Genomic DNA, 7648 nt, shown 5'->3' on the forward strand with positions numbered 1-7648 from the left:
CAAATAAGTCACAAATTGAAATTGCAAAAAAATTAGGAATTTCATATCAGGCTTATCAAAAATTGGAAAATCCGAGAAAATGTAATCCAACTTTGAAAACTCTTGAAAAAATAGCTAAAACTATGAAAAAGAAGATCGAATTTGCGATTAAATAATAATTAAAATATAAAAAAATAAATAATTTCATCATGAATATAAAGGAATAATATGAATAAGAATTTTAAAACAATCCAACTCAAAAAAAAAGACAAAATCGCATACATAACTTTGAACCGTCCTGAAATCCATAATGCTTTCAACGATACAATGATTTCCGAACTAACGGAAGTTTTTGAAGATTTAAAGGATAATGATGATGTTCGAGTAATTATCCTGACAGGAAATGGAAAATCATTTTGTGCCGGAGCAGATCTGAAATGGATGAAGAAAATGAAGGATTTTTCTTATGAGGAAAATCTGGAGGATTCGCTTGCTCTTTCCAAAATGTTCTTCAAAATGTATTCTATTAAAAAACCGACGATCTGTCTCGTGAATGGAGCAGCGATCGGCGGTGGAACCGGATTGGTGGCTGTTTGTGATATTGCAATCGCTGCTGAAAAAGCAAAATTCAGTTTCAGTGAAGTTAAACTGGGGCTTGTTCCGGCATGTATTTCTCCTTATGTTGTGAAAAAATGCGGGGAAGGTCGTTGCCGGGAATTCTTCCTGACCGGAGAAAGATTATCAGCAGATAAAGCCTGCAAATCAGGACTCATAAACTTTGTAGTTCCCCTCGAAGAAATGGATGTATTTACAGGAAAAATCACCAAACAACTTATCACCAGCGGACCGGAAGCGATTGGAATGTGCAAAGACTTGTTGAGTAAAGTTCCTGAAATGGATTTAATAGAAGCTGGAGATTTTACCGCAGATGTTATCTCCAAAATGCGAATTTCAGACGAAGGTCAGGAAGGAATGAATGCCTTTTTTGAAAAAAGGAAACCAGATTGGATAGAATAAAAAGGAAACCGCGAAATACACGAAACACGCGAAAATAAATAAAACAAGAATTTGCGTTTATTAGCGTTCATTCGCAGTTAGGGAAAATATATGTTCAAAAAAGTATTAATAGCAAATCGTGGTGAAATCGCGATCAGAGTTGCAAAAGCGTGTAAAGAAATGGGGATTTCAACCGTTGGAGTTTACTCCGAAATCGATAAGAAATCGCTTCATCTTCGTTTTATGGATGAGACGGTTTGGATTGGTGATTCTCCTGCAATTTCCAGTTATTTGAATATTGAAGCGATTTTGGATGCAGCTCGCAAAACAAATTCGGAAGCGATCCATCCCGGATATGGTTTTTTAGCAGAAAATGAAATTTTTGCTAAAGCCTGCGAAGATGCTGGAATTATTTTTATCGGACCGAGTTCTAAAACTCTAAATCTCGTGGCTGATAAAGTTGCGTCGCGAAATACTGTAAAAAAAGTTGGTGTTCCCATCATTCCAGGTATGGAAATGACGAGCACGGATTTGGACAAATTCAAAGCTGCAGCGAAAGAAGTCGGTTACCCGGTGATGATCAAAGCATCGATGGGCGGCGGTGGGAAAGGAATGCGAGTTGTCTATCATGAAAAAGACATCGAAAAAAGTATTGCTATCAGTCAACGGGAAGCCTTGAGTTCGTTTGGTGACGATTCCATTTACCTGGAAAAATATATCGTACAACCGCGTCATATCGAGTTTCAGGTTTTACGGGATAATTTCGGGAATTGTGTTCATCTTTTCGAACGGGAATGTTCAATTCAGAGAAGGCATCAGAAAATAATCGAGGAAACTCCTTCTCCTGCTTTGACAGATGAGAAACGGCAGCAAATGGGAGAAGCAGCAAAAAAAGTGATCGATGCATCCGGATATACAACCGCTGGCACTGTCGAATTTCTTTTTGATAAGAATAAGAATTTCTATTTTCTGGAAGTCAACGCTCGAATTCAGGTCGAACATCCGATCACTGAAATGGTAACAGGAGTCGATCTGGTCAGACAGCAGATTTTGATCGCAGCAGGAGAGAAACTCCAACTTTCACAGGAACAGATCAAACAGAACGGACACGCGATCGAGACTCGAATTTACGCGGAAGATCCGGATAATAATTTTGTGCCGTCTCCAGGAAAGATCCATTTTTTATCCGAACCGCAAGGTCCGGGAATTCGCGTCGATTCAGGTATTTTTACAGGCTGGAATGTTCCCCCACATTATGATCCTATTCTTTCCAAATTAATTGTCTGGTCGGAAAACCGCGAGATAACGATCAAAAGAATTGTGGAAACTCTAAAGGATTATATCATTCTCGGTATTAAAACCAACATTGCTTATTTGAGCAGGATCATAAAAAATGAAAAATTTATCGCAGGAAATTTCGATACACATTTTATTGATAACAATGAAAAAATCCTGCTTCCGATGCACGAAAATCTTGATCTTGCCTTGATTGCAGGTTCCCTAACAAGCAAACTTGCAGTTAAGAAGAAGAAAGAAGTTCAAGTTACACAATTTTCTACAAAAACTACTCCCTGGCAGGAATTGGGTCATTGGGAAATCTGTTCATCGAGTTAGATGAAATTCATTGAAATGATTCATTGAGATAGACTGAATGAATTGAGGAAAACTGAAAACAGAATAATGAAAAAAATTATTCAATATATTCAGTTTATTTCAGTGATTTCATTTTATTTCAATGATATGAAAAGGAATAAATATGGAACAAAAGTTTAACTTTTTGGAAAAAACTCATAAAGTCAATTTTGAAGAAAGAGATGAGTTTTATAAATTTCAGATCGATGATAATCAGGAATACAATATTTCAAAAGTAGAAATTGAATCAAACCTGGTTTCATTCAAACATAAAGGAAAGACTTATAACATCTTTTACGCAGCTGAAAAAGAACAGATATTCCTTTCTATAGATGGAGAGAACTATACTCTCCAACTCGAAAGAGATGTCTCTTCAAAATCGAAATCCGGAAAGCAACAAAAAGGTGATAGTATTGTTTCTCCAATGCCCGGATTACTCGTAAAAATTCCGGTTGCTGTTGGGGACAAAGTCAAATCCGGAGACACCCTTGCTATCGTAGAAGCGATGAAAATGCAGAATGAGCTTCCTGCTCCCCGCGATGGGATCATTAAAAGCATTAATGGGAAGGAAGGTGAACAGGTGGATGCTCTTCAAGTAATAGTAGAATTAGAATAAAATAAACGGAGGAAAATATGGATTACAAATACTTAATTGTTGAACAAAAAGAGAAGATCGGTTACATCAAATTCAACCGACCGGAAGTTCTCAATGCCGTGAATATTGAGACAGTTCTGGAAGTGGAAAAAGCGTTGTTGGATTTCAACAAAAGCGCAGAAATTCTGGTGATAATTTTGACTGGAGAAGGAAAATCGTTTGTTGCCGGTTCGGATATTTCACGATTATCAAAAATGAGTTCTCTTGATGCCCGTGAATACAGTCAGATCGGTCAGCGAGTTCTGGCTTTTATGGAAAATATGGAAAAACCTGTGATCGCAGCAATCAACGGTTTTGCTCTCGGTTCGGGTTGTGAAATCGCGATGGCATGCGATATCAGGATCGCTTCCGAAAAAGCAAAACTCGGGCAACCGGAAGTTAAACTCGGGATTATTCCCGGACACGCCGGTTCGCAAAGACTTCCCAGATTAGTCGGAATCGGAAAAGCAAAAGAACTGATCTTTACCGGTGATATTATCGATGCTAATGAAGCCTTGAGGATCGGTTTGGTGAATCAAGTCGTCAGTCCGGAAGCTTTAATGGAAGCAGCTGAAAATCTGGCAAAGAAAATAATTGCAGTAGGACCTAGAGCCGTTAAAGTTTCCAAAACCGTGATCAATCGCGGGATCGATTCCAACCTGACAACAGCAATTTCTTATGAAATGGAAGCGTTCAGTATGCTCTTCTCAACCGAGGAGGCTAAAGAAGGTATGACGGCTTTTCTGGAAAAAAGGAAACCGAAATGGACAAATAACTAAAATGCTAAATAACTAAAATGCTAAATAACTAAAATGCTAAAAAAAATCAAAATATCAAAATCATTAAATTCAAAAAAAATGTACATAAACTTTTCTATTCGACTTTTTAGGAATTTTAGCATTTTAGAAATTTATTATAAAAAGGAGAAAAAATGAATTTAGACGAAAGGTTACAAAATGTAACAGTGATCGGTGCAGCGGGAAAAATGGGAAGCGGGATCGCGGTTCTCGTTGCCCAGGAAATGTCCAAACTGAAACTGAAACCTGAATACAAAGAGAGGATATTCAGATTGAATTTAGTGGATATTACTGAAAAAGCATTGGACGGACTTCGCAGCTATATGAAGGCTCAACTTCTCAAAGCTGCAGAAAAAGCAACTGTCTCGTTACGAGCGATTTATGCTGACAGAAAAGATCTGATTGAAAACGGAGAGATCATAAACGCCTTTGTTGATGACACTTATGCACTTATCAATTTCACAACAGATCCGAATATTGCAAAAAATTCCCACCTGGTTTTTGAAGCAATATTTGAAAATGAAGAGATCAAGATCAAGGTCTTAAAGCAACTTAAAGAAATCTGTTCGGATGATACTCTCTTTCTAACCAATACTTCCAGTATTCCAATTTCATTTTTAGATAAAGAAGCTGGACTCGATGGCAGGATAGTCGGTTATCATTTTTATAATCCACCTGTAATTCAGAAATTGGTGGAAATCATTTATGCAGATGACACAACCGATGAATTGAAAGAAATTGGAATGGAATTCGGGAAAAGACTGCGTAAAAAATTAGTTCCGGCTGCAGATATTTCCGGATTTATCGGGAATGGACATTTCAGCCGCGACGGACTTTATGCGATGAACAAAGTGGAAGAACTCAAGGATGAATACGGCTATCACGGTGCACTTTATATTATGAACAAGATTTCGCAGGATTTCCTGGTGCGTCCGATGGGAATCTTCCAACTCATCGATTATGTCGGACTCGATGTCTTCCAATCATTACTAAGAGTTATGAGAACTCATCTTAAACTCGAACACTTGAACAGCGACATGCTCAATCGATTTATGGATAAGAAAATCGCAGGTGGACAAAATCCGAATGGTTCTCAAAAAGATGGTTTCATCAAATATGAGAAAAATCGTCCAGCTGGAGTTTATAACATCGAGGAAGGCAAATATCACATGTTCGATGAGGACTGGAGAGCAGAGATCGATAAGAAGATCAATCCATCAGGAGAGAAATTTACACCATGGAGAGCATTATTGATGGATGCTCAGAAAATGGAAAAACTCGGAAACCATTTCGATCATCTGAAAGAGATAAATACTTACGGTTCAAATTTAGCACTCGATTTCCTGAAAGCAACCAAAGAAATCGGTGAGAACCTGGTCAAAGACGGAGTCGCAGAATCAGAAAAAGAAGTTAATGAAGTATTGATGAACGGATTCTTCTGGCTTTACGGTCCGATAAATAATTTCATATAAAGGAGAAATGATGAATTATTTTAGAAAAAAAATATATGCATGCGCACCATATTATACTGTTGCTTTGGGAACAGGCAGAAAAGAATTTCATCCCAAAAAACCTCGTCCCGGACTTGAACATTATATTAAAGAAGCAGGACTCGGTTCCATCGCTCAAATTCAGAATCCGGAAAATATCGACGAAGGTGTGATCGGTAATTTCATTGCTGCTCGATTTTGCAAACAGGGAAATCTGGGTGGTTTCTTTCCGTATGTTCATCCCACCTTTCAATACAAACCTTGTACCAGAGTTGAAGGAGCTTGCGATTCGGGTGGATTGGCTTTAACAACTTCGATCAAAACTATTCTGGCAGATTTGGCTGATGTAGTTTTATGTATCGGAGTCGAAGTTCAAAATTCCGTAAAAGCTATTTACGGAGCGGATTACCTGGCAGCAGCAGGTTGGATTGCGGGAGAAAGAAAAGACGGACATGCTTACTTTTTCCCGGATCAATTCTCACAAAGAGCTGGAGCTTGCTTTGAAAAATTCGGGCATGACAAAATTCGAGAAGGAATGGCACAATGGTATGTAAATGCTGTTGAAAATGCTCGTAAAAATCCCGAATCACAGGAATATCATAATAAAAATTCCGATCTTTTCGGAACAGGAATGACAAAACCAAATCCAAAAGCATTCTGCGAATTTATAAATGTTTTTGATTGCTCGAAAGTATCTGATGGTGGAGCTGCGATTATTTTCGCTTCGGAAGAAGGTCTGAAGAAAATCGGGATCGATAAAAAAGATGCAGTCGAAGTTATTTCTTATGCTCAAGTTCAGGATAATCTGACAACTCCTCCACCAGACAAGACAAAGCTCTCAACCTGTGAAATCGCAGCCAAAAGGGCTCAAGAGCGAGCAGGTATCAAACCCTCAGATATCGGAGTTCTGGAAGTTCATGATTGCTTTACAATTGCCGGATTGATGGCAGTCGAAGCAGCAGGTTTGGTCGGATATGGAGAAGGAGCGGATTTCGTCAAAGACGGAAATACAAAATTAGATGGAATTATTCCTACCAATACCACCGGAGGTTTGGTCGGTTACGGACATCCAACCGGAGCAACAGGAGTTCGACAAGCTTGCGATATCGTGAAACAACTATCCGGAAAATCAGGTGATTGCCAAGTTGAGATAAGTTCTGACAAACCTTTTGGAATGATGTCAAGTATGGGTGGAAATGATAAAACAGTCGTTGACATGGTTTTCAAAAAATAAACAGCAAAATGCGATAATAAATGGGACTATAATTCAAAATAGTCCCATTGTTTTTTTTCAAATGAAAATCAGACTGATCGAAGCAAATCGAAAAAATTCGACAACAAAAAGAGAAATAGCAATTTTAGTCGATATTCTGCGAGCAACTTCAACAATTACAACTGCTTTATTTTATGGAGCAAAAGCAATTATCCCCACCACGGAAATTCATACAGCTTTTGAATTGGCATCAGAAAATAATGCCTTGCTAATGGGTGAAAGAAATTGTGTTAAGATCAGAAACTTTGATCTTGGAAATTCTCCTGTAGAAATTTCAGAAGAAAAAGTCAGAGATAAAACCATTGTCTTTTCTTCCACCAATTTTCCAAAAACACTTTCTTCATCAAAGATATCACCTTTGATTTTAATCGGTTCGTTCCTAAATCTTAATGTTATCACAAAATATGCTTTTGAATTTGCGTTAGAAAACACACTCGATATCTGCTTTGTTTTAGCCGCTTCGGAAGCAACTTCAAATGATGAAGATTATGCTTTTGCAGGAGCTTCTGCCTTGATCCTTTCTAAATATGAAAACATCTTTTTGGATAGAAGTATTTTAAAAGCACTAAATTTAGTTTCAAAAAAGGATATTGAGAATTGTGTTTTAGATTCCCATCATGCCAAAAAGTTATCTGAATTGGGATTTCGAAAAGATGTTGAATTTTCAATAATGCTAGATAAATTTAGTATAATTCCTATTTTGAAAAGGAAATATAATAATAGGACTCGATTTAAAAAAGTTTCAGACTTTGGCAAACTGAAATCTACAAACTAAAATCTAATATTTGACATTTACATCTTAAAAAAAAGAATTGTTCAAATAAAATTTCAAGGATTTGAAATGAAG

General features: G+C 37.4%; 8 protein-coding genes. All 8 read left to right on the top strand.

Translation table 11 applies throughout. From position 1 onward, the window contains the following. A partial coding sequence (locus tag ENL20_11470; GenBank protein ID HHE39172.1) for an XRE family transcriptional regulator occupies positions 1-155 on the top strand: 155 nt, incomplete at its 5' end. Positions 156-207: 52 nt separating this feature from the next. Then, positions 208-996: an enoyl-CoA hydratase/isomerase family protein gene (locus ENL20_11475; GenBank protein HHE39173.1), complete on the top strand. Its 789-nt coding sequence runs from the start codon at positions 208-210 to the stop codon at positions 994-996. 90 nt (positions 997-1086) lie between these two features. Further along, on the top strand, positions 1087-2589 hold the full coding sequence (gene accC, locus ENL20_11480; protein HHE39174.1) for an acetyl-CoA carboxylase biotin carboxylase subunit: 1503 nt from the start codon (positions 1087-1089) through the stop codon (positions 2587-2589). 142 nt (positions 2590-2731) lie between these two features. Continuing rightward, entirely contained in the window at positions 2732-3223 is a 492-nt protein-coding gene (locus ENL20_11485) for an acetyl-CoA carboxylase biotin carboxyl carrier protein subunit (GenBank protein ID HHE39175.1), read from the top strand. Between the two features lie 17 nt (positions 3224-3240). Beyond that, on the top strand, positions 3241-4020 hold the full coding sequence (locus ENL20_11490) for a crotonase (protein ID HHE39176.1): 780 nt from the start codon (positions 3241-3243) through the stop codon (positions 4018-4020). Positions 4021-4172: 152 nt separating this feature from the next. After that, positions 4173-5510, top strand: coding sequence for a 3-hydroxyacyl-CoA dehydrogenase family protein (locus ENL20_11495; protein HHE39177.1), 1338 nt, complete (start codon positions 4173-4175; stop codon positions 5508-5510). A gap of 10 nt (positions 5511-5520) precedes the next feature. Continuing rightward, positions 5521-6762, top strand: coding sequence for a 3-ketoacyl-CoA thiolase (locus tag ENL20_11500; GenBank protein ID HHE39178.1), 1242 nt, complete (start codon positions 5521-5523; stop codon positions 6760-6762). Further along, positions 6725-7576: a 2-phosphosulfolactate phosphatase gene (locus ENL20_11505; protein ID HHE39179.1), complete on the top strand. Its 852-nt coding sequence runs from the start codon at positions 6725-6727 to the stop codon at positions 7574-7576. The genes ENL20_11500 and ENL20_11505 overlap by 38 nt, the downstream gene beginning before the upstream one ends. The last annotated feature ends 72 nt before the right edge of the window (positions 7577-7648 follow it).

This window comes from Candidatus Cloacimonadota bacterium (genome assembly GCA_011372345.1).
In the GTDB taxonomy this organism is placed as follows: Bacteria; Cloacimonadota; Cloacimonadia; order Cloacimonadales; family TCS61; genus DRTC01.